The 24,797-nt window shown below is 54.4% G+C and carries 11 protein-coding genes; 3 read left to right on the top strand and 8 right to left on the bottom strand.

Going from position 1 to position 24,797, the window contains the following annotated elements; all coding sequences use genetic code 11:
• Positions 1–51 precede the first annotated feature (51 nt).
• The 3 genes from OEW58_07710 to OEW58_07700 form a co-directional block, all read right to left on the bottom strand.
• A complete protein-coding gene (locus OEW58_07710; protein ID MDH5301229.1) occupies positions 52–882 on the bottom strand; it encodes a CbbQ/NirQ/NorQ/GpvN family protein in 831 nt (276 codons plus the stop codon).
• A 128-nt stretch (positions 883–1,010) separates the two neighbouring features.
• Complete coding sequence (locus OEW58_07705; protein MDH5301228.1) at positions 1,011–1,367, bottom strand: ribulose bisphosphate carboxylase small subunit; 357 nt, start codon at positions 1,365–1,367, stop codon at positions 1,011–1,013.
• 104 nt (positions 1,368–1,471) lie between these two features.
• Positions 1,472–2,893, bottom strand: a complete 1,422-nt coding sequence (locus tag OEW58_07700; GenBank protein MDH5301227.1) for a form I ribulose bisphosphate carboxylase large subunit — start codon at positions 2,891–2,893, stop codon at positions 1,472–1,474.
• Between the two features lie 308 nt (positions 2,894–3,201).
• Between OEW58_07700 and OEW58_07695 the strand changes: the two genes are divergently transcribed.
• A complete protein-coding gene (locus OEW58_07695) occupies positions 3,202–4,128 on the top strand; it encodes a LysR family transcriptional regulator (protein ID MDH5301226.1) in 927 nt (308 codons plus the stop codon).
• 142 nt (positions 4,129–4,270) lie between these two features.
• Positions 4,271–4,900 carry a carbonic anhydrase gene (locus tag OEW58_07690; protein ID MDH5301225.1) on the top strand — a complete coding sequence of 210 codons (630 nt, stop codon included), beginning with the start codon at positions 4,271–4,273 and terminating at the stop codon, positions 4,898–4,900.
• A 2-nt stretch (positions 4,901–4,902) separates the two neighbouring features.
• Here OEW58_07690 and OEW58_07685 read toward each other — a convergent pair whose 3' ends face one another.
• On the bottom strand, positions 4,903–5,511 hold the full coding sequence (locus OEW58_07685) for a hypothetical protein (protein MDH5301224.1): 609 nt from the start codon (positions 5,509–5,511) through the stop codon (positions 4,903–4,905).
• A gap of 100 nt (positions 5,512–5,611) precedes the next feature.
• Between OEW58_07685 and OEW58_07680 the strand changes: the two genes are divergently transcribed.
• Entirely contained in the window at positions 5,612–5,932 is a 321-nt protein-coding gene (locus tag OEW58_07680; GenBank protein ID MDH5301223.1) for a hypothetical protein, read from the top strand.
• A gap of 79 nt (positions 5,933–6,011) precedes the next feature.
• Here OEW58_07680 and OEW58_07675 read toward each other — a convergent pair whose 3' ends face one another.
• The 4 genes from OEW58_07675 to OEW58_07660 all read right to left on the bottom strand — a co-directional run.
• Positions 6,012–10,922 (bottom strand): cadherin-like beta sandwich domain-containing protein, encoded by a 4,911-nt coding sequence (locus OEW58_07675; GenBank protein MDH5301222.1) that lies wholly within the window; start codon positions 10,920–10,922, stop codon positions 6,012–6,014.
• Between the two features lie 101 nt (positions 10,923–11,023).
• Positions 11,024–15,739: a cadherin-like beta sandwich domain-containing protein gene (locus OEW58_07670; GenBank protein MDH5301221.1), complete on the bottom strand. Its 4,716-nt coding sequence runs from the start codon at positions 15,737–15,739 to the stop codon at positions 11,024–11,026.
• A gap of 196 nt (positions 15,740–15,935) precedes the next feature.
• Positions 15,936–21,506, bottom strand: coding sequence for a cadherin-like beta sandwich domain-containing protein (locus OEW58_07665; GenBank protein ID MDH5301220.1), 5,571 nt, complete (start codon positions 21,504–21,506; stop codon positions 15,936–15,938).
• A gap of 194 nt (positions 21,507–21,700) precedes the next feature.
• A partial coding sequence (locus tag OEW58_07660) for a cadherin-like beta sandwich domain-containing protein (GenBank protein ID MDH5301219.1) occupies positions 21,701–24,797 on the bottom strand: 3,097 nt, incomplete at its 5' end.

Here is a 24,797-nt window from a genome sequence, read left to right as displayed (position 1 = left end):
TATGGTGACGTAGGGTGTACCCGAAGGGCATAAACGCACGCACCAATGCACTTATTCGAAGAATGTGCTAACAGCAGCATCCAGGGTTTCGCGCATGTCTGGATCATCCGTCAGCGGACGCACCAGCGCCACACGACAAGCCACGACAGGCGCAACACCTTTGTTGATCAGCTGCGCTGCGTAAACCAGCAGACGAGTAGAAATACCTTCGTCCAGACCGTGGCCTTTCAGGTTTCGACCACGCGCGCCGATCTGCACCAGCTTCTCGGCAGTGGCTTTGTCCACACCGCCTTCTTTGGCAATAATTTCAACTTCGACTTCCGCAGAAGGATAATCAAAGTCCAGTGCACCAAAACGCTGCTTGGTGGACTGTTTCAAATCTTTCATCAAGGACTGATAACCGGGGTTGTAAGAAATCACCAACTGGAAATCAGGATGACATTTCACCAGCTCGCCTTTTTTGTCCAGCGGCAGCTCACGACGGTGGTCAGTCACAGGGTGAATCACAACCGTGGTGTCTTGACGCGCTTCAACCACTTCGTCCAGGTAACAAATCGCGCCAATACGTGCAGCCAGAGTCAGTGGACCGTCCTGCCATTTGGTGCCGTCTTTGTCCAACAGAAAACGACCCACCAGATCCGATGCAGTCATGTCTTCGTTACAGGCAACCGTAATCAGAGGTTTGCCCAGTTTCCACGCCATGTATTCAACAAAGCGGGATTTACCACAACCGGTTGGACCTTTAAGCATCATCGGCAGACGCGCTGCATAGGCTGCTTCGTAGGTTTCTACTTCGTCAGCAACAGGACGGTAGTAAGGCTCGGTTTTTACCAGGTATTGGGAGATTGCGTGTTCGGTATTCAACTTGGCAACTTGGCTCATAATCAGATCCTCGATGTGTGACCCAGACATTTTCTGAATAATCTCGGCAGGAAATTATTTAAAAAATGTTTGGTGAAGGAGAAGTGGCCCGGCAACGCCGGGCCACAAGATACAGCTAACCTAAAAAATTAGGCTGGAGTACCGCGGTAGATAACCATGGACGCACCTTGAGACTGTGCGAAGTTATCGTAACCTACCAGACGCACGTGGTTCTTTGGGTGCGCCTTGTGAGCTGCTGCAGCTTCGTTCAGGATACGGTCTACGTCGGTTTCACCGAACATAGGCAGTTTCCACATGTACCAGTAAGAACCGGTAGCATTCTGAGGCTCGGTGTGCTCGATAGCTGGGTTCCAGCCACGAGATACGATGTACTGAACCTGTTCTCTGATCTGCTTGTCAGACATGGCTGGCAGGTAAGAGAAAGTTTCAAACTTACGGCTTGATACGTCGCTCAAGCTTGATTTGTAATCTTGCATTTCACTCATTGTTTAATCCTCAAAGTAAGTTGGATTCGACGCGTTTAAAAAAGGTGGGGGTTCAGAGGACCCCGAAGCCCCACCAACGCTACGCAGAACCTGTGCAACAAGTTTTACTTGTGCGCTACGTCCAGTTTGTCAACTGTGTCGAATTCGAACTTGATCTCTTTCCAAGTTTCCAGAGCAATCTTCAGTTCTGGGCTAGACTTAGCTGCAGTGGTAAGAATGTCTTTACCTTCTTTTTCCAACTGACGGCCTTGGTTACGAGCTTCAACACACGCTTCCAGAGCAACACGGTTGGCAGCAGCGCCCGCAGCGTTACCCCATGGGTGACCCAGAGTACCGCCACCGAACTGCAGCACAGAGTCGTCGCCGAAGATGTTAACCAGCGCAGGCATGTGCCATACGTGGATACCACCAGAAGCTACTGGCATTACGCCAGGCATTGCGCCCCAGTCCTGGTCGAACATGATGCCGCGTGAACGATCTTCTTTGATGTAAGAATCGCGCATGATGTCGATCCAGCCCAGAGTGGCTTCACGATCACCTTCCAGCTTACCTACAACAGTACCTGAGTGCAGGTGGTCACCACCGGACAGACGCAGAGCCTTGGTCAACACGCGGAAGTGGATACCGTGGTTGGGGTTACGATCCAATACGGCGTGCATTGCACGGTGGATGTGCAGCAACATGCCGTTGTCACGACACCACTGAGCCAGACCAGTGTTGGCACAGAAGCCGCCAGTCAGGTAGTCGTGCATGATGATCGGAGCGCCGATTTCTTTTGCGTATTCTGCGCGCTTGAACATTTCATCAGGAGTTGGAGCAGTTACGTTCAGGTAGTGACCTTTACGCTCACCAGTCTCCTGTTCAGCTTTCAGAGTTGCTTCCTGTACGAACTGGAAGCGATCGCGCCAGCGCATGAAAGGCTGAGAGTTAACGTTTTCGTCGTCCTTAGTGAAGTCCAGACCACCACGCAGACACTCATATACTGCACGGCCGTAGTTCTTCGCAGACAGACCCAGTTTTGGCTTGATGGTACAGCCCAACATTGGACGGCCGTACTTGTTCATCTTGTCGCGTTCAACCTGGATACCGTGGGGTGGACCGTTACAAGTCATTACGTACGCCAGCGGGAAGCGAACGTCTTCCAGACGCAGAGAGCGTACAGCTTTGAAACCAAACACGTTACCTACCAGAGAGGTAAATACGTTTACAACAGAACCTTCTTCGAACAGATCGATTGGGTAAGCAATGAACGCGTAGAACGCGTCGTCGTTGCCAGGTACGTCTTCGATCGCGTAGGCCTTACCTTTGTAGTGATCCAGGTCGGTCAGCAGGTCAGTCCATACGGTAGTCCAGGTGCCAGTTGAAGATTCAGCAGCAACCGCAGCAGCAGCTTCTTCGCGTGGAACGCCAGCTTGTGGAATAACTTTGAAACATGCCAGCAAATCACTCTCAGCAGGAGTGTAATTTGGCAACCAGTAAGTTTCGCGGTATTCTTTTACACCCGCGCTGTATTTCTTTTCTGCCATGGTAAGCATCCTCTCTAGTTTGCTTTTTCAATTGACTACCCCCGAAATGGTTGTAGCCTCTTAAAACCTTTTTGTTATTGCTTAGTGCGAAAATCTAAGTGCACTATATGCAAAACGAGACATATACAAAACTTAATAATTCTTATTCTTTACATTTACAGAAGCTTATACCTATGTAAAACGCTCAGCTTCTGCTTCACGGCGATTCCCCGTGGAACGAGAGCAATCCTACAAACAAATGTTGATTAACAAAACTTAATAATATTAATATTTGTTATTAACATAAGGTTATACATAGAGGATCATCCATGCATCTGACGCTACAGCAGTTGCGCCTGTTCGAGGCGGTGTCACGCCACCGCAGCTTTACCCGCGCCGCCGAAGAGCTGTTTTTGACCCAGCCCGCCGTGTCGATCCAGATCAAACGCCTGGAGGAACAAGTCGGACTTCCCTTGTTTGATCATGTAGGCCGCAAGATCTTTTTGACCCGTGCCGGCGAGGAGCTTTATTCCGCCAGCCTGGATATTCTCAACCGAGTCAGTCAGCTAAAACTCAGCGTGCAGGACCTGGAGGGCTCGGTAAAAGGACCGATGCTGCTATCGGTGGTCAGTACCACGCTGTATTTCATGCCGCACATGCTGGGCGCTTTTTTACAGCAATATCCCGAGGTCGACCCCAAACTGACCTTCACCAACCGGGAAATCGTTCTGCAGCGCCTGCAGGACAATCAGGATGACTTTGTGGTGATGGGACAGGTCCCCGAAGACAAGGATGTGGAAGCATTTCCGTTCATGGAAAACATTCTGGTGGTAGTCGCCCACCCTGGTCACCCGCTGGCGAAAAAGAAAAAAATCTCGCTGGAGCAACTGGCCAAAGAGCGTTTTATTGAACGCGAACTGGGTTCAGGTACCCGCAAGGCGACCGACCGGGTGTTCAATGAACAGGGCATGGTGATCGAACCCTATATGGAATTGGGCAACAGCGAAGCCATCAAGCAGGCGGTTATGGCCGGCCTGGGCGTGGCCGTGCTGTCGCTGCATTCACTGACACTGGAAATCAACGCCAACAAGCTGGTGGTGCTCAATGTTGAGCATTTTCCGATCAAGCGCCGCTGGTATGCAGTACACCTCAAAGGCAAGCGTCTGCCACTGGCTGCCCAGACCTTTTTGGATTTCATGCTGCAGAAGGGAAATCAAATCGTTGATGACTCTATGCGCATAATCAACGATAATTAGCCGTTTTTCGCGTCCTGTTCACAGACAACGCGTCAAGGTGTGGCTCGCTACGCGCCTCTAGTGTTTAAGGCCAACGCCATCGGTCTACAGATATAACAAACACTCGCTGCAGACCTGGCTCAAATGCAATGAACGAGACAACATGTCAAATATTTCTGAAGCAAAACTAGCGCTGCAACAACTCATTGAAGGCAATCTGCGCTTTGCTGCCAATTTACGCAACAAACAACCGCTGGCCTCGAGCAAGCGTGCAGAATTAATCGACGGCCAGGAGCCTTTCGCGGTTATCGTCGGCTGTTCGGACTCACGCGTTCCTGCGGAAATCGTTTTCGATCAGGGTTTGGGAGATTTGTTCGTTATCCGTGTTGCCGGCAACATCGTCGCGCCATCGCAGGTCGGCAGCGTCGAGTTCGCCATTTCACGGTTCAAAACCAAGCTGGTGGTGGTGCTGGGCCACTCCAACTGCGGCGCCATTAACTCCACGATTGATGAACTGCTGCATGGCGCCAATAACGACTCGGTGAATATCAAGTCGATTGTGGATCGCGTCAAGCCAGCGGTGCAGGGGCTGATGTGCGGCGCAGCGCACATGGATATCGCGACCTTACAGGATCAGGCGGTACGCGCCAATGTTCGCGCCTCGGTTCAGCACCTGAAAACCGGCTCAACGATCCTGGAGCGGGCCGTACTCAACGATAACTTGCTCATCGTTGGTGCCGAATATTCACTGGAAACCGGGATTGTCGATTTTTTCGACGGCGTCCCGGATTAATTCTACTCCAGCGGCGGCCAATCCAGTTCTGGCGTCAAAGAACCTGGCATGGCCGCCGGTTCGATTCGGGGATCACTCCCTCCGCCCAGCAGCCACTGTATCCTGGCATTCAGCGACACCCCATAAAGATCATTTTCACTGGTGCCCAATATATCCACCTTGGTCACCCAGCGATACCGCAAGCCCGCCTGCAGCGCCAAATGCTTGCTCAGTGGTACGTTCAACCCCAGGCCCGGCTCCAGCAACACAAACCGATCACGCACTGCCGGATACTGGGACAATGCGTTGGCCTTGCGCAGCATCTGCCCGGCACCGACAAATAATTCGTTATAAATTCCAACCTCACTCTGGGCGTCGTACACACGCATAAAACTTCCGCCCAACTGCGCAAACCGACCGTACAGAGGGCTGACTTCCTGTCGCGACACCCAACCTTCCACCCCGATCCGTGCTTCCTGGTTCAACAGCCAATGCGCATTTCCCCCCAGCATTGGCGTGGGGTTGCCGTCAATGCTGTTCACCTGCACACCCGGAGAAAACGCCAATACCGCCGATGCGTCGCTGCTGATCAATGCCAGCGCAAATATTGCACTCAGTCTAAAATTATTCATGCGACCTCCATCACCTGAGCGCATTATCCGCCAAAACCCAGCGTAGTCAGAAGTGTTTCTGTGATTGACCCGACGGCCAACACAGGTAATAATCCGCGCTATGAGAAGATCATCTGAACAACGTAAGTATATAGGGCTGGACAAAGATACCAACCAGGGCATGACTGCCACTGGCCGCATCATCCGTGATGCATGGGTATTCGGTTTGATTCCAGAAGGCACGACCTGCGAAGGCTGGCTGATCCAGGGTATTGAAGACCTGTGGGGCAAAGTCAACGCCGAATGGGAAAAGTACGGTTTCCTGGTTTCCAGTTTACCGCCTGAATTGCTCGAGCGTCACACTCGCATCCACGCCGATGCGTTTGAGAAAGCCAAGCAATCCGGCTGGGATCCCGACACCGAAATCGCTGCCGAAGATTAATCCCGTCCACCGTTTTCGTTACATACAAACAGCCCCGCATCGCGGGGCTGTTTGCTTTTGAGCGTCACGCCAAACGAACCTAGCGGTAGATGTACACCGCACCACTGTCCTTGAGCAGGTTGCTGTCCGCGCCGTCTATGCCGACCGCATCCCCGTCTTCCAGCGGTGTGCCCAGCAGCAACTGGCCATTATCCAGCGCCAGGCTGTGGCCCAAACCATCCCCAGCGCCCGCATTGGTCGCCTTTAGCTGAAGTTGCTGCTGCCACAAGCCATCGCGACGCATAAACACATAGCCCGCCCCTGCGCCGCTGCCCGCACCACTGGCGCCGATCACCACGGTATCACCCTGGATAGCGACGGCCGTACCAAATTTTTCCTGGCTGACTGGCTTACCGGCTTTCAGCTTGGCCTGCTCCCGCCATGCGCCGTTGACGCGCTGCATCACATAGACCGCGCCAGAATCCGCCACAGAGCTATCTTCACCGACCGCACCGATTACCAAACTATCCGCATCCAGCGCCACACTGCCACCGAATTGATCACCGGCACGTGGTCCGGCCAATACGCTCTGCTGGCTCCACACGCCACTGCTGCGAGCAAACAGATATACCGCACCGCTGTCGATGCCGGCCTTACCGTCATCCAGTGGCGCCCCCACCACGGCGATGTCCTCGCCCAGCACCACGGCTGCACCAAACTGCGCGCCAGCAACGGCATTGGCGGCAGTCAAATGCGCCTGAGACTGCCAGCGGCCCTGCGCATCGCGAACAAAAATATCCACCGCGCCTGCCTGCTTGGCGGCACTGCCAACCATCAGCGTGTTATCGCGCACATCCAGTGCACCACCAAAGCCGCTGTTCGTCACGCCTGTGAGTTTAAATTCCTGCTGCCACTGCGACGCAACACGACGATACACATACACCGCGTCCGCTCCCGCTGCGCCTATCGCCAACACGCCACGATCAATCGCGACTGCCGAACCAAATAAATCCTCTGCACCAATATCTGTCGGCTTTAGGTAAACCACTTGAGTCCAGCGCGCCAACGCATCCTGCTCAAACACGTACACACCGCCGGCATTGACCGCGTTATTGTTGTCATGCCCGCTGGGCACACCGTCTGCCAGTGAATCACCGTCTTCATGGCGTGCGCCAATCACCAGCGTTTGGCCATCCATCGCCAGCGCATGACCAAATTCATCGCCAACATCGGTATTGGACGCTTTGAGGTAATGCGATAGATGGGCAACAAAATCAGTGCGTGTCTGCCGTACAACATCCACGGTATACAACTGCCGGGTCACGCCATCTGCGGCCGTCACTTCCAGTTGCAACTGATTATTGCCTTCCTGCAACGCGAGATACCCGCTGGGCTGCCCACTGGGCACTGCATTGCCGTTAATTTTCAGTGCCGCCTTGGCATCGTTGGTTGTCGCACTGATGCGCACTGCCGAGGCCAGATACGGCACTGTCATGTGATACGCCGTTTGGCTGGCGGTGAATGCGCTATCGAGCTTGCCCTGCAGCGGCATTAACGCGACCAGCGACGCATCCGCCGATGCACGCGAGACACTGCCCTTCACCAACGCGCTGCGAGTTACGAAAATGTTGTAGGTTTTGAACGAACCATCGGTCAAGCTAACCACCGTACTGATGGTATTTTCACCCACATTCAACGGAATATCCGCACTCGACGAACCGGACGCAGTACGCCAGCCATTCACCGTAATCGTTGCACTGGTGCTATTGACCACTGGCGTTACCCGGTATGTGCTGACACTGTTGGAAACCGTACTGGTATAAGAAGTAACCGCACTGTCAAATGTCGGCGACAATGATCCCGCCGACGGCGTCAAACTGAGCAGATATACCTTGCCAAAATCGGCCTGGCGCACCACCGTCACGGTGTAACTGACACTGGTCGCACCGTTTTCTGCAGTCACCGTCACGGTAAAGATATTGTCGCCCACCTTCAGTGCCGTCGCCGGACTGGGCGTACCCGACGCCACATACAAACCATTCACCTTGATCGTCGAGGTCGTGTCTACGGCATATGGCGTCAGCATAAAACTGATCACGCTGTTGGGCACCACCACCATGTAGGAAAAAACATCCGCAGCAAATGCAGGCAACAAACTGCCGGTGTTTTTGGGCGGCAACAGGGTTTGCAGTGACGTACTGGCGCTGGCTGCACGGTTCACCACCACGCTGTACGAGCGCTGGGTCACACCATCAGCTGCGGTCACCAGAATGGTCACGTTATTGGGGCCCACATTCAGCGGGATATTCGCGCCGGAAGCCACTGTCGCACCATTGGCGGTAATTTGCGTTACCACACCTTCCACATAGGTGATCGGCGTCACCGCAATACTGCTGACGGTATTGGCCAGCGCTACAGAATACGACACTGTGTTGGGAGAAAATCCGGGTGATAATGTCCCCGTGGACAAGCTAATTCCATCCAAAGTAGCGTCGGTAGGGATTACCGTGATGTTATAGCTTGTCATCGACGAACCATCTGCCGAAGTCACATTGACCGTGATCACACTGGTCGCACCCGACAAAGCGATGCTGGCACTGGGGCTGCCACTGTTCACTACCGCACCATTCACCTGCACGGTCGAACCCACCATGCTCACTTCAGGCACCAATGTCAGACTACTAACCTGGTTGGATACCCTCAAATCGTATGAAGTCACTGCTGGATTAAACGCTGGCGACAGCACGCCACTGGACAGGCTTAACCGAGACAAATTGGCCGTTTGTCCGCTGTCGACGTTCACTGTGAGGTTATACAACCGCTTGGTGCTGTAATTCTGCGCCGTTACCTCAATGGGAATAACATTGCTGCCCGACTGCACCGTCACGCTGTAGGGACTGCCACTAGGGGTAATGACATTTTTGATCTTCACCGATGCCGTCGTGTCCGCCAGTACCGGGGTAATCGCTACGGAAGTTGTATTCCAGGGCACATCAACGCTGTACTCAGTCAGCGCCGCATTAAAATTGGGCGAATAGTTCAGCCCTGCCACTGTCAACGACGCCAGATCCGCGTTGCCAGCGCCTTCGCGGTACACGGTAATCAAATAATTTTTGTTACTCAAACTGTCGCTGGAGGTCACCACCACATTGATCGCCTTGGTCGCCCCCGCCGCCAACGCGATACTCTGGCTGTTTTGGCCGGAAATCACCGGGCTGCCATCCACGGTAATCGTCGCGCCCGCAGTCTGCGCCACCGGCACAATCTGTATCGAGCCGGTGTCATTGGCTACGCGCAAATTGTAGACCGTCGTTCCAGCACTGAAATCAGAAAGCAGATTCACGGTGTAATCGAGCGTACCGGCCAGTAGCGCTTTGGCCTGCACACCGCCAGCCAAAACCGCCAGGCTGGCCAAGTCCGAGGTTGCCAAACCGCTACGGGTAATTACCACTTTGTAGACACTACTGCTCTTGCCATCACTGCTAACCAGCTTGATCAACGCGTCATTCTGGCCAACCGTCAGCGGCAGTACATATCCCGCGCCGCCGCTGGCAACATCGCCGTTAATCGTCATACTGTTGGTGGCATCGGTCAGGGCCGGTGTCAGGGTGATGCTGCTGACACTATTGTCCACGTTCACTGCGTACAACTTGGTGCCGGACGAGAACGCCGGACTGAGCACTCCCGACGACACCGTCAATCCCGACAGCGACACCGTTGCCGATCCCTGGCGAGTGACTGTCAGGGTATAGTCACGCTGGGTCACGCCATCCTCGGCAGTGACCTGAATGGGAATAACATTCGCGCCTTCTGCCAGCAGCAGCGGATCCGAACTCTGACCGTAAAGTACCGGCAGAGTGTTCACTTTCATGGTAGCCACCACGTCCTGCGGCTGAGGCGCAACACTGATGCTGGAGATTGCGTTACCCACCGAGGCCGTCAACTCGGACACCCCCGCACTAAACGGCTGCAACGTGCCCTCGGATAAACTCACACTGGCCAGCGATGCGTTACTCTTAGGCAAGCGCACCACGTTAATCGTATAGGTTTTCTGATTCAGACCATCCTGTGATTTAACCGCCACGTTGATAATATTTTTACCCAGCCCAAGACCAATGTACGGACTGAGCGTGCCCGAGGTCACCGCCTCGCCGTTAACAGTAATGCTCGACCGCAAATCCGTAGCCACCGGCAGCAGTTGCACTTGATAAACACCGTTATCTACCGTTTGGGTATATTCACGCTGCTGGGTGTTAAACAACGGGTCCAAGGTGCCAGTAGACAAACTCAAATTCGCCAGCGATGCCACGTTGGATAACTGCCCCTGCCATTGAGGTGCAGTGCCTCGCTCGACAGCTAAAATGTAATTCCGCTTGGAACGCCCGTCCTGCGCCGTCACCCTGATCCCGATGACATTACTGCCCAAAAACAAAGGAATCGCCTGACTAGGTTCGCCACTGGCAAAGGTTCTGCCGTTAATGGAAATGGTCGACGTCGAATCTTGAGCAGTTGCCGTCAATTGAATGGTTTCAACCGTGTCTGCAACATTGGCCGAATAGTCATAGAGCGTGGGAAGAAATTGCTCGTTGGTCTGGCCGGTGCTGAGCGTAAGATTGCTCAAAAATGCATTTTCGCTGGCATCGCGCAGGATGAACACGCTGTAGCTGAGCTGGGTAACTTCGTCTTCGGCCAGCACTTTGAAAGTAAGCATGTTGTCGCCCACCGCCAAAGGTACGGGCGCACTGGCCAGACTGTTGGGCACGATCTGGCCATCCAACAAAATTTTGGCACGATCGTCTTCGGGAACAAGGGTAAACTGGACTGAGCTGACTTCAAAAGGCACCCGACTGACGTAACTGCGTACATCGCGCGCAAAAGGCCGATCCAGATCACCGTCGGACATGACCAAACCACTCAGAAACGCGTTGCCCGACCTGGCATCCACGGGCACACCGCTGAGAGAACAGCCAGCCAACGCCAAGAACACGAGTAAAAACCAGAATAAGCGCATCAGTTCTCCGCCGCAAAAACCCGGACTTTAACGAGGTATATCGTCCAACCGCCGCGATTTGTTACCCTGGAATGAATCCAGCCTGACCCCAACCCTTGATACTAACGGAACACGTACACCGCACCGGCATCCGTGGCACTGTCGTTACTGGCATTGTTCACGCCCATCGAAGATCCATCTTCCAGGTACGAAGCACAAACCACCGTATCGCCATCCAGCGCATTGATCCGACAAAACTGATCCGAAACGCTGTTATTGTGCGGTTTGAGGTAAAACCGCTGCGTCCAAACCCCGTTGCTGCGCACAAACACATAACCCGCCCCGGCATCCGTCACGCCGTTGTTGCTGGCGTCACCGTTTACACCCGTATTGCCACCGTCCTCACCCAAGGCACCTACCAGCAGATTATTCCCGTCAAGGTGCACAGACAAACCCAACTGATCCGATGGGCCTGCGATACTGGTTTTGAGCAGGGTCTGCTCGCTCCAGGCACCACTGTTACGCACAAACACATAAACTGCCCCGGAGTCGGTGGTCGAACTATCCTGCTTGGTTGCCCCCGCCACCACCGTGTCTCCAGAAATATCCACCGCCAATCCCGTGCGCAAATCGGCATTAATCGCCGTCACAGCCTTCAAGCGTGCCTGCTGTGCCCACAAACCACTGTTTCGCACAAACACATAGGCCGCGCCGCTGTCATTAAACCCGCTGTCCTCGTACGGCGCCCCCACCACAATGGTTTCACCGTCCACCGCCACATCGTAACCAAACTGTGCCGAACCACCGGGATTGTCCGCCTTGAGGTAAGCCTGCTGCCCCCAACTGCCACCGCTACGCACAAATACGGTAGCCGAGCCTGCGTTCGTGGATGACAGATTGGTATAACCACCCGTCGCACTGTTTTGCACCCCGCTGTCAGAGCCATCATCCCAAGGCGTCCCCACCACGATCACATCGCCGGAAATATCCACCGACCAGCCAAACGACGGGTTCAGCGCATTCACTGCCGGTTTGAGATAAGCGGTTTTACTCCACACCCCGCTGGAGCGTTCAAACACAAACACCGCCCCGGAGTCATAGCCAGCGTCATAGTTGGTTTCTGCGCCATTCACTCCCGTCGACGAACTGTCTTCACGAGGTGAACCCACCACCAACACATCGCCCTGTAACGCGACGTCACTACCGAACTGATCGCCTGCATCCAGCGACGCGGGTTTCAGATAGGCCTGTTGCGACCACGCACCCGCCGCATCGCGCACGAAAATGTACACTGCACCGGCATCTGCCGCTAAATTGTTGTCCGCACTGCCCGGATAACCATCGGCACTGGCATTGCCATCTTCCTGCCACGCCCCCACCGCCAGGGTATCGCCAGACAGCGCGACGCTGTAACCAAAATTATCACCCGCTCCGGTGTTGCTGGCTTTGATGTATGCCTGTTGGGCAAAACTGGCCAGCGCCGCACGCGCAACGTTGATAGCGTATGTTTGGCTGGTTACTCCATCACTGCCGGTAACATCAATGCTGATCAGCGTGTCGCCCCCCTCCAGCAGGCTGATGGCCTGACTGGCCTGTCCGGAAGCCACGCTCACACCGTTCACTTTAATGGTGGTCGCCTGCTGCGCCGCAGTGGCAATGACTTTCACGTCTGGCTGCAAATAACCAAAATTCGCGCTGTAGTTACGCTGCGCGGTCTGGAAAACCTGGTCCAGATGACCCACGCTCAGGCGCAAATCCACCAAATCGGCATTGATCTGGCTGGCCGGCAAGCGCTTGATAGTCACGGTATAGCGCTTACTGGCGCTACCATCCTGAGACACCGTATCCACCAGCAGCGTGTTATCCCCAACCACCAGCGCCATAGTCTGACTGGGGTTGCCGGGCACTACGCTGATGCCATTGACCTGCAACTGCCCCAGCGTACTAACCCCTGTTGCCACCGCATAAATGCTGCTGACGGCATTATTCACCTCGACCGCATAATCGGTCACCGCACCGTCGAATACCGGTGTCAACGAGCCACTGGACAGTGACAGGGTTGCCAAATTCGGATTGCTGCTGGCAGCGCGATATACCACCACCGAATAATTTTTTGTTGTCACACCATCTTGCGCGGCCACACGTATCGATATGCTGTTATTGCCCGTGTTCAGCGCAATCGGGCCGCTGCTGTTACCCGATGCGACCACCGCTCCGTTTACCTGGATACTCGCCTGCGCAAACGTTGCCGTGGGCGTAATTGTCACGGAGCTCACGCTGTTGGCTACATTCAGCGAGTAAGCTGTCACGCCCGAGGCAAACGACGGCGTCATTCCACCTTGTGACAAACTTAAACCCGATAACGTGGCATCGTTACTGGCCGCACGCTCGGCGGTCACCGTATAGGTACGCGGCGTCGAACCATCTTCGGGCGTTACCACCACAGAAATAATATTGCTACCCACGTTCAAACTTATTGCACCGCTGGTCGCTCCGGACGCCACACTGACACCGTTAACCTTGATGCTGGCACCCACGGCATCGGCAGTGGGCGTCAGCGCCAGGGTCGTCGCACTGTTTGGCAGTGTCAGGTTATAGGCAAGCACTGCTGAACTAAACGTCGGACTGAGCACACCTTGCGAGGGCTGCAATGAAATCAGGTCTTTATTGCTGGCAGAAGGACGATGCACATCCAGGGTGTAGAGCTTCGTTGTCACATTATCCTGAGCAGTGACCCGCACAGGGATCGAATTGTTGCCCACGACCAGGCTGACACTCACCCCTATCCCTGAGAAGGTAGACACATTTCCTACCTTAACCGTTGCGCTGGAATCACTGAGCGTAGGTGTCACATTCAGCGATGTGGCAGATGACAGAACTTCCAGGAGATACGCGGTTTTAGCGCTGTCGAATACTGGGCTAAGACTTCCCGAGGACACCGCCAAACCACTTAGATCCGCATTTTCTGCACCCGCGCGGACAACCGTCACCGTATAGGTTCTGGTGGACGCATCACTGGCGGTCACAACCACATCAATCGCATTATTGCCCACCGCCAATGCCACCGGTGAACTCACCACACCAGAGACAACCGCCACATTCGCCACGGTCAGCGTCGATGCAGGATCTACTACGGTCGGGGTAAAACTAATCTGGCTGGTGGTGTTACCCACACTGAGCGTGTAACTGCTAGTACCACGCGAAAACGCCGGCGTTAAACTGCCCAGTGACGGCACCAATGAATTCAAATCCGCCGTCACACCGGCACGATTTACGCGCACAACATACGCCTGCGAAGTCTGGCCATCCGCACTGGTTACCGTCACCGGAATATCATTTGCGCCCACATTCAGCGAGATGGATCCACTGGCATTACCGCTGGGGACAACCCCACCATTGACCCGTATCACCGCAGTGCCGTCGACAGCCGTTGGCGTCAACGTCAACGAAGATGTCGCATTAACTACATCGATGGAGTAACTCAGTGTCGTCGATGCGAATACGGGATTAAGCGCGCCTGCAGAGGGCACCAGCGACAGTAAATTCACATTGGCGCCACCCTGACGGATCACCATGATGGAATAATTTTTTTGACTACGGCCATCTTGCGCCGTCACAACAACATCAACTTGGTTTGTCCCCGTCACCAGGCTGATGGTACGACTGGGCTGAGTTGCACTCAGGGTAGTGCCATTCACCACAACCGACGCCTGGCTGTCGAGCGCAGTAGGCGTAATCGTCAAACTGGCAATCGCATTGGCCAGGGTCATGCTGTAGGCGTATACATCGGCGCTAAACACGGGTGAAAGGCTGCCCTGCGAAACGAGCAAATTGGCCAACAACGCATCGGTACGCGCTTGACGATAAATCCTGATCGAGTAGCTTTGCGAGGTTTTGCCATCTTGCGCGGTCACCAGAATAGCGATAACCGTTTCAGCACCGGCGACAAGTGTAATAGGCGAACTGGGTGAACCTGACGCGGTAATCACGCCATTGACCTGGATCTGCGCACCATCAGTATTGGCCACCGGCGTCACCATCGCGTGGGTCACGTCAGGCCCGACTGTTTGCGTATAGCTGTAACCGTTGGACACGAACGATTGATCCATCGCCCCACTGGACAGCAATAGGTTTTTCAGCGTGCCATCATTACTCACCGCCACTGGGTCTGCCCGGGTAACGGTCACGGTATAAGTCTGCTGCTTGCGGCCATCCTGCGCCGTCACCGTGACACCGATGATGTTACTACCAACGAACAGCGGCACCACCTGGCTGGCACTGCCCGAGGCCACCAATATCCCATTGACCGTCACCGATGCCGTAATCTGCTCAACACTGGGAATCAACGCGACGCCTTCGGTTTCAAAGGGAACCCTGGCGGTATACGAAAAAATATTGGGTAGGAAATATTCGTTCAGACTGCCACCGGACAACATCAAACTGTCCAAATTGGCATTACGTCCGGGTTCACGAATGATGGTGAAATGATAGTTACGCGAGGTCACTTCATCGGGGGCAATCACTTTTACGCGAATGACGTTTTCACCGACTTGCAACGGAATTTCACCGCTGTAGCGGCCGCTGCCGACTTCGATATCGTTCACATAGGCTACCGCATGCAAGTCAGCGGTCTCGGGACTGATCTTGATACTGGTGACATCATTGGCCACCGCTGCCGTGTAGGTATCGACGTTGCGTCGAAACTCACGATTCAACACTCCATTAGACAATGTCACATTATTCAGGTACGCATTGGCACTGGTTGCCCCAATGGGCACCCCTCCGCCACCACATCCGCCCACTAACAGCAGGAGTAGTAACACCGATAGCCAACGCATCAACATTCACCCACCGCATATCTGCGGCCATACCACCAGCCATGCAAAAAGTATCGTCCTGTTTACAGTTTCCTTTCAGACGCCCCCTGCGCACCAAGTGCCAAATACGTCACAGTTTATCGCGCTTTGCCAAGCGACAAACCAGCAATCGCCGAATTCTCAACCAAATTCAGGAAATCGTTCCAAACCCGCCCTGCTACTGCAGCAAAACATCAATAACCGTCTGTACCATATCACCACCAACCCCGTCCGTATCCAGATAGGTTGCGCGTACATCGTAGGTCGCGCCGCTTGCCAAACCTGTGATGGTGGTTGTATATGCATCGGACACGTGGCCAGTATTGCTCACCCATGTCGTCCACGCGCTATCCGTGGCCAGTTTATATTCCACTGTGTAGGTGTTGTCCGCGTTGGCGTCACTACTGTACGGCATAGTCACCAAAATGGATGTCGCCGATGCCTTCCGTGCTGTCACAATACCTGCATTGGTGTAATTCTCACTGCCGGACTGCATTTCGTAAGCGCCACGATCATAGAAATTGCTACCGTCGGCACCCACTCCGGCAACATCTACCGCCCGGAAATAACCCCGCACATCGACTGTTTGTGGCGAACTGCTGGAAGGAACTGAATCAATGGCCATTGATGGATATGTCACCCCAGTATCTGGACAGCTCACCTCTGGCGTATTGGCATTCAGGCACAGCCGGTAATCTCCCAGCGAAGTCGGGGTCGCGCCTACTGCCTGCTGCAAATCAACGAACGCCGGATCAAACATCAAATTATTACTGCCACTGCCAGTCCAACCGTCCTGAATAACCGAGTAATTCAGCGTGACCGTACCCAGTTTGTTGAGCTGATCATCGCCATCCCCTGTTGTTGCAGCGGTATTACCATACAGGATGCTGTTGTTAATCATCGTTGAGCCACCAGCCACATAAATGCCCGCGAAATCCTGCGATGCGTTACCAGCCACCGTCACGTTGGTCAACGCACTGGTGGTGGTCGTACCGGCCAAATGAATGCCGCCGCCATCGCGACCACAGCACACGGTGACACTGGTCACGTTGCCGCTAACGACACTGTTGGTCATGGTCAGGTCTGCATTGCTAAACAAACCACCGCCGTCATTGCTGGCCGTATTACCGCGAATTTCAGTTCGATCAATCACCAGCGCCGCCGTTGCATAAATACCTCCACCATTGCTGGAAGCAGTAACATTCTCGTTAAATTGACTGAAACTGATCACGCTGCCGGTGTTCACCCACAAACCACCACCCGAGCCCTGACTTAGACGATTACCGTTAGCCTTTACGTTGGTTAAATTGAGTGGCGCTCCGCTGGCATAAATACCACCGCCTCCAGTTTTCTGATCGTTGAAGCTTGCACTGGTGTCACTGATACTGGTAATTCCCGCGATGTTCAGCAAATACATACCACCACCAAAACTGAACGGATTACCCACGGTATTGTTGCTGTCAAAATTACTACCGGAAATCGACAAAGTCGCCGTTGCGGAACCGTCCATGTACAAACCGATACCGCCGTAATTACTGCTGTTATGACTAATGTTGGAATCAACAATCGAGGTTGAACCGCCGGTAATCCAAACACCGGCACCGCCCCCCTGAGTAGTAGAATTATTTTCCACATTCACCGTTTGCAATGACAGAGGTGATGCACTGGCATAAATACCGCCACCACCCGACTTGGCCGTGTTACCCGTGATATTGCTGCTGGTAATCGTAGTCAACGTCGGCGTATTGAGAATGGTCACACCTCCGCCGTAATTGTTCGGCGCGGTGTTACCGTTGATAGTGATATTGGCAATGGCCAAACTACCGCCGGCACTGCCATCAAATGAAACGCCTGCCGCTCGGCCATAAACTGAATTGCCACTGATTGTACTGCTGCCCACTCCGGAAGCATTGATATTGAGCGAGCTTCCATTCTTAGCCAGAATGGCGCCGGCCTCACCTTGCACAACCGAATTGTTATCAATGTGCGTCACGCCGGTAATCGTCATGCTGGAATGATCCAGCATAATACCGCCTGCACCAAATTTGCTGGTGTTGCTGCTAACACTGCTGTTGTGCAAAACAATCTCGCCAGTATTGTTTTGCGCCAGAATGCCTGCGCCAACGCACGTCGCATTCAAACCCTGAATTTGATTATTGGTGATCACGCTGTTGCTGATAGTCACTCCCGAGCCATTGGTAATCACCACACCACGACTGGCACAACCGTTGGCGTATCCATTATCGATAGTAAATCCATCCAGCACCGCCGACGCCGCACCATTGAACGTCACTACGGGTGCGTTGGTGTAGTTGCCTATCAATGACGTAAGGGCCGCACCATTTTTGGAACGAATCGTCAGACTCTTGCTGCCGATGGTAATCGCCTCGGGATAACTGCCATTGCTCACCTCAATCAGCGTGCCTGCAGCAACACCATCAACCGCACTTTGTATTGTGCTGTAATCACAACCGGCGCTGCACACCGTTTTGGTTGGAACAATCACGGTGTAATCAACCGTGGCGTAGATTTCAGTCACCCGCAGTGCCGAAGGGCCAGTGCCAATACGATCCACCGCGATTTGCAGATTATCGATATCGGCTAAATCCAGTGTGCCACCGGCAGAATCGGTGGTGAATTTGGATGAAGACACCAGCACATAGGAACCCGCCGTTACCGACGTTGCGCCTTGCCACACGGTGTTTACACCATCGGTCATGTAGCCGATATTCACATCCTGAGTAGTGCTGGTATTTTTCACTACCGCATGCACTGTCACGCCATTGATGGCCACGTTCGAAAGTCCAGTGGCATCATCCATGTCCATCCAGAATTTCACCGTCGGCCCGGTACAGCAGCGCGATGCATAACTGGTATCACCATCATTACTGTCCATCGCGTCCGCCCAGGTACCTCCCGTCACGCTGTAACTTCCGGGATTATTCGCCAGACTCGACGGATGCAAAATCAGCGCGGTGCTGCTACCCGCTGCACGAGTGATATTCAGCGTATAGGTTTTGCTGGTAATGCCATCTTCCGCCGTGACAATCACTTTCACGACATTTGTGCCAACCGCTAAATTCACACTGTTCGCACTGCCCGACGCGGTCGCCGCACCAGCAACGGTGATACTGAAATACTTGCTGTCGTTGGCCGTAGGCGTGATCACCAATGCACTGACTGAATTGGCAACCGACACGCTGTACGATGTCGTCGCTGCAGCAAATGCAGGTAAGAACACACCGTTGGAAATCGTCAGCGCTGCCAGATTGGCATCCGCAGCCGGTGCTGCGCGATTAACCGTTACCGCATAGGTTTTACTGGTGGTGCCATCCTCCGCAACCACCACGGTGTTGATGGTATTGGCACCAACATTCAAGTTCAAATTATTACTGACGGTGCCTGACAACACATCCGCGCCATTGATCTTCAGACTGGTCGCATTAAGATCAGCGAGCGTCGGCGTCACCGTCAACGATGCGATAGCGTATGGCAGATTTTGGCTGTACGTCGTCGTACCTGATGAAAACGCCGGCAGCAACGCACCGCTGGAAAAAACCAGATTGCTCAGGTTCGCATTGCTGCTACCCAGACGGGTGATATTAAGCACATAGTTTTTGGAATTGATGCCATCTTGCGCGATGACGGTAACGTTGATCGCATTCAGTCCAGTGATCAAATTAATCACCGCCGATGGCTGGCCACTGGTGACCGCCACGTTGTTAATTTTAAGCGAGGACACGCTCAACTCGGTCGATGCCGTCACCGTCACCGAGGTGATGGTGTTGGCAACCAACTGGTTATAACTGGTAACCGATGCCTCGAACGCGGGCGAATACGCGCCAGTGGAAATCTGCAACGCCGACAAATTGGTATTGGTGGACGCCGCTCGCGTCACCGCCACCGTGTAGGTTTTACTGCTGCCATTTTCCGCCATCACCATCACGCTAATGGTATTGCTGCCCACCGCCAGCGACACTGGCGTGCTGGCCGCCGCATTGTTCACCAGCACACTGGCTTTGTTGTCTGCCAGCGTCGGTGTTAGCGTCAACGTCGAAACCGTGTTGGCCACAGCTGCAGTGTAACTTGTGGTTGCAGCATCAAACACCGGGCTGAGCGTGCCACTGGAAAGTGTCAACGCACTCAAGTTTGCATTGCTCGACAGACCCGATGAACGCGTCACTGTCACGCTGTAGATTTTTTGCGTAACACCATCGCTGCCAGTCACCACCACGGTAATCGTGTTGTTGCCCACATTCAAGGCAATTGAACCGCTGCTCGCACCAGAAGCTACTGCAACATTATTGACCTTCATTGTCGCGGCCGGATCAACCAGCGTTGGCGTCACCGTCACACTGGACACGTTATTGGCCACGCTTTGCGAATACGCCGTGGTGCCCGAGGAAAATGGTTGTCCCATGGCGCCAGTAGACAACGCCAACGAAGCCAGATCGACATTCACAACACTGGCGCGGGAAATGTTGACCACATAGGTGTTGGTCGTCACCCCGTCTTGCGCAATAACTTGCACTCGGATTTGATTACTGCCGGGGCTGACCGCCACGCTACTGGCCACACCACCGGGAACACCCAGGCCATTGATTTTGACCGTCGCTGCGTTGTCCGCCAATACCGGCGTCAACGACACACTGTGAACCGTATCCGCCACCGACAGTGAATAGCTGAACACACCCGCAGAAAACGCCGGACTCATCCCCGCCGGCAACAACACCAGATTGCTCAAATCCGCATTGGTGCGCGCCTGACGTTTCACCAGCAGCGTGTAATTTTTCTGCGTAAAACCATCTTCCGCCGTCACCAGCACAGTGATCGGATTGTCACCCACATTCAGCGCCACATTACTGCTCTGTCCATCCACCGCCACACTGCTGTTAACCGTTACACCAGCCCGGCTATCGACCAGTTTTGGCGTCAACGCCAAACTGGAGACATTATTGGCAACGCTGGCGGTGTAGTAAGTTACGCTGGGAGAAAATGCCGGCGACAATGTCACCCCGTTCGCATTCAAACTGAACAAATTTGCATTGTTACTGCGCAACACCACATCGGAACGCGTCACCGTCAGACGATAAACTCTTTGCGTCCAGTCATCTTGCGCCGTTACCACCACGCTGATGGCGGTACTTCCCACCGCCAGGGAAATCGACGCACTGGTTTGGCCGGAATTCACCGGTATGCCATTGACCGCAATGGTTGAATTGGCTGACTCCGAGGTAGGAACAAGACTGATGCTGGAAACCGCATTCGGCACGGTCGCCGTGTATTCCAGCAGATTGGTATTGAAAGATTGATCCAGTGTGCCAGTAGACAGTGTCAACCCCACCAGATTGGCATTCACGCCGGCCTCGCGGGTCACCACAAACGTGTAGGCTCGCTGGGTGCGTCCATCGGCCGCCGTCACCACCATGACGATGACGTTACGTCCGATCTCCAACGGAAAAGCCGGACTGGGACGCCCTGTCACCACGGTCTGGCCATTAATGGTAATCGTCGAATTGGGATCTTCCGCCGCAGGCGTCAGGGTAAAGCTGGTGACATTATTGGCCACGCTGGCGGTGTAGTCAGTAGTGTTGCGATCAAATGGCTGATCCAGCGTGACATCGTCCGACAGGATCACCTCGGTCATGTAGGTATTGGCGCTACTGCTTCCTCCATGCTCAGCACTACCGCACGCAGTCAGCAGCACCAGGAGCAAGAAATAACTGATCCACCGTAACAATCGTCCCACACCGTCTACTCCGACTGGCCTGACACAAACACAACTATACCTGTTGCAACAGCAACCTGGATACGTTGGATATCGGCATAGAGACCTGCATCAAGCATCAATAAAACCCTAACCCGTTCACACTTTTCCCCGACCTGGTTAAAAAAGAGGCCCCTTGCGGGGCCTCGCGCATGCACTGTTTTTTCGCAAGGTGATTATTGGAAGATGTAGGCGGCACCGGCGCTGGCAGCAGCGTCATCATAAGTGGCAGCTAGCGGGTCATTATTAACACCGGTGTTACTGCCATCTTCCAGACGTGATCCAACGACCATTACAGAACCGTCCACATCCACACCAACGGATGGATAGTTGGTGCCGATTGGACCACCCAGCTCATCACCAGCAGTGTTGTTGATCACTTTTACGAACTTGTTATGTACCCAGCTTGTACCATTCCATACCAAGACATAGGCCGCACCCGACTGCAGGGACGTGTTATCAGCCTGCGAACCACCAACCGTAGTGGCAGCACTGTCTTCACCTGGGGCAGTGATCACCAACACGCCATCACCCAGGGCCAGGCTACGGCCAAAGAAGTCATTGGCTTCAACTTCAGTCGGGGTATTGGCACGAATACGCTGGATTTCGGTCCATACACCGCCACTGCGGGTAAACGCGTAGACCGTACCTGCACCGTATTTCCACTCTTTGGTGGTATCAGTCAGGATGCTGGCCTCATGGGGAGAGGCAATGATCAACATGTCGCCCTTGATATCAATGGCATGACCAAACTGGTCGTTGATGTTTGCATCGCTCGCCTGCAGACGTGTTGGGCTGCCGCAGGTAGCGCCGTTATAGGTGAACACATAAGCCGCACCCACATTGGACGAACCACCCACATTTTCCAGGGGGGCGCCCACTACCAGCGTGTCACCGCTCAGCCCCAGCTCGAAACCGAACTCATCACTGGTCGCAGGACTAGTGGCTTTCAGGAATTCACCAGCACTCCAGATGCTACCGCTGCGAGTAAAGGTATAGGCCGCACCGGACTGAACCGCAGTGGTGCCTTGATAATAAGCACCCACGGCTGCGTGATTGCCAGACAACGCCACACTGATACCGAAACGATCACCATTGGTGGTATTGCTGGCCTTCAAGAAGGCTTCCAGCGCCCAGGCGGTACCAGTACGTTTGTACACATACACCGCACCGGAACTGCCTTTAGTGCTGTCATTCCAAGCCGCTGGGAAACCGGCCGCATTGGTTACATTAGTCACGTTACTGTCTTCACGTGGCGCACCAACCAGAATCGTATCGCCTTCGATATCAACGGCGTAGCCGAAGTTGTCGTCCAGATCGGTATCTGGGGCCTTGATATATGCCTGCTGACTCCACAAACCGGTCACGCTGTCCTTGACGAACACATAGACCGCACCACTGTTACTTGCACAGTTCAGGTTAGTCGTACCGCAATCATCCACCTGATTGCCATCAATACCGGTTGCTGCGCTATCCTCGAAAGGTGCGCCCACCACCATGGTATTGCCGGAAATCGCTACCGCCGTACCAAACTCATCCAGGGTTTCGCTGTTGGATGCCTTGATGTAGGCACGCTGGGCAAAACTGGCTGCAGCTTGACGAGTCACATCAATGGTATAGGTCTTGGTAGTCACCAGGTCCTGGGCAGTCACCACAACATTGATGCTGGTCACGGCACCGGCTGTCAGCGCAACAGACTGGCTGAGTGTCGCATCCGTCACAGCCTGACCATTCACTGTCATGGTTGCCAGAGGATCAGACATGGTTGGTGTCACCGCCAGTGTGGTTGCAAAGTAATCCACGCTCATGGTGTAGGCAGTCGAGCTGCTCTGGAAGATCTGATCCAGCGCACCCGTTGAGGGCACCAGGCTGCTCAAGGTCGCATCCGAACCGGCCACAGGCAGACGAGTCACTGTCACGGTATAAGTCTTGGTAACCGTGCTGTCTTCGGCAGTCACCACCACGGGGATGGCATTGGCACCCACCACCAGGTTGATCGCACCACTGGCCACACCAGAGGTCGCTGCCACACCGTTGATAGTCAAACCGGTGATGTTGGCCGCGTCACTGGCAGTTGCCGTTACGGTCAGATTGCTTACGCCGTTGGCCACTGACGCGGTATAACCGGTCGTGCCGCCGGCAAACACGGGGCTGAGGCTGCCAGAAGACAGACTCAATCCACTCAGGTTGGCATCGGCACTCTTGCGATGAATGGTCACGGTATAAGTCTTGGTGGTTGTGCCATCTTGGGCGATCACTTGCACTGGGATGGCGTTGTCACCCACCGCCAACGACACCGCGGCACTGGCCAGACCGGAGGTCGCTGCGACGTTGTTCACTTTCAGGCTGGAGTAGTTGCTGTCTTCGGCCGTCGCCACAAACTGCACCGAGCTGGTGGCGTTAGCCACGGTCACGGTGTAAGCCGTTGTAGCCGAGGCAAACACTGGACTCAGGGTACCGGTAGACAGGCTCAGTGCTGACAGGTTGGCGTTGGTGCTAGCCGCACGAGTCACCACCACGCTGTAGTTTTTCACGGTCTGGCCATCTTGTGCAGTCACCACGATGTCGATGGTGTTGCTGCCCACGGCAAGACTCACCCAGCCGCTGCTCAGACCCGAGGTCACTGGGTTGTTGTTCACGGTGATGGACTGGTAATTGGCGTTGTTCGCCGTTGCCGTCAAGGTGATCTGGCTGGTGGTGTTGGCCACGCTGGCGGTGTAGCTCAGGGTGCCGCTGGCAAACACGGGGCTGAGGCTGCCGCTGGACAGGCTCAAACCACTCAGGGTCGCGTCAGTGTTGGCCTGACGGGTAACAGTCACCAGGTAATTCTTCTGGGTCACGCCGTCTTGAGCAGTCACCAACACGTTAATGGGATTGGTGCCCACGGTCAGCGCAATACTGCCAGAGGCGTTGCCACTGGGGACCGCGACGTTGTTCACTTTCACACTGGCGTTGCTGTCGGCCAGAGTGGGAGTAATGGTCAGGCTGGTCACGGTATTGGCTACGGTCTGACTGTAGCCGGTGGTGGTGGCCACAAAGCCTTGGTCCATCGCGCCGGTGGACAGAACCAGGTTAGACAGGTTGGCATCGCCGGCCCCCTGACGGGTCACGCTCAGGGTATAGGTTTTGACAGTAACGCTGTCTTCGGCAGTCACAACCACGTTAATGGTGTTCACACCCACCGCCAGAGCAACCGCACCAGAGGCGGCGCCGCTGGCCACGGTCACGTTGTTCACTTTGACCGTGGAGGTGGCAATTTCCACCACCGGAGTC

Source organism: Gammaproteobacteria bacterium (assembly GCA_029884425.1).
Lineage (GTDB): Bacteria > Pseudomonadota > Gammaproteobacteria > S012-40 > S012-40 > JAOUHV01.
Note: the sequence above shows the minus strand (reverse complement) of the source record. Positions and strands in the feature narration are given on the sequence as shown.